Here is a 637-nt window from a genome sequence, read left to right on the forward strand (position 1 = left end):
ATCGTCAAAATCTCACACCCCGCCTCCACCAGATCCCGCATCGCCGGCGCCACCTCCTCCGGAGTCTCACCCATACCCAAGATCAAGTTCGACTTCGTCACCAAACCAGCCGCACGAGCCCGCGAAATGACCTCCAACGACCGCGCATACCGAAAACCCGGACGAATCCGCTTGAAAATCCGCGGCACCGTCTCCACATTGTGCGCCAACACCTCCGGCCGCGAACCGAACACCTCCGCCAACTGACCCGGATCCGCATTGAAATCCGGAATCAGGAGTTCGACGCCGGTCCCGGGGTTCAGCGCATGAATCTGACGCACCGTCTCCGCATACAACCACGCACCACCATCATCCAGGTCGTCACGCGCCACACCGGTCACCGTCGAATAGCGCAACCCCATCGCCTGCACCGACTCCGCCACCTTGCGCGGCTCAGTCATATCCAACGCAGCAGGCTTACCAGTGTCGATCTGACAAAAGTCACAACGCCGCGTGCACTGATCACCACCAATCAAGAACGTGGCCTCCCGGTCCTCCCAACACTCATAAATATTGGGACAACCAGCCTCCTCACACACAGTGTGAAGACCCTCACGCCTGACCAGGCCCTTAAGCTCGGTGAACTCCGGCCCCATCC

At 60.1% G+C, this 637-nt stretch carries 1 protein-coding gene; it reads right to left on the minus strand.

What is annotated here, in order from left to right:
• On the minus strand, positions 1 to 637 hold a 637-nt coding region (locus ACM6LU_RS39190; protein ID WP_414942923.1), incomplete at both ends, for a lipoyl synthase.

Source organism: Amycolatopsis sp. cmx-11-51, assembly GCF_047608665.1.
Taxonomy (GTDB): Bacteria; Actinomycetota; Actinomycetes; order Mycobacteriales; family Pseudonocardiaceae; genus Amycolatopsis.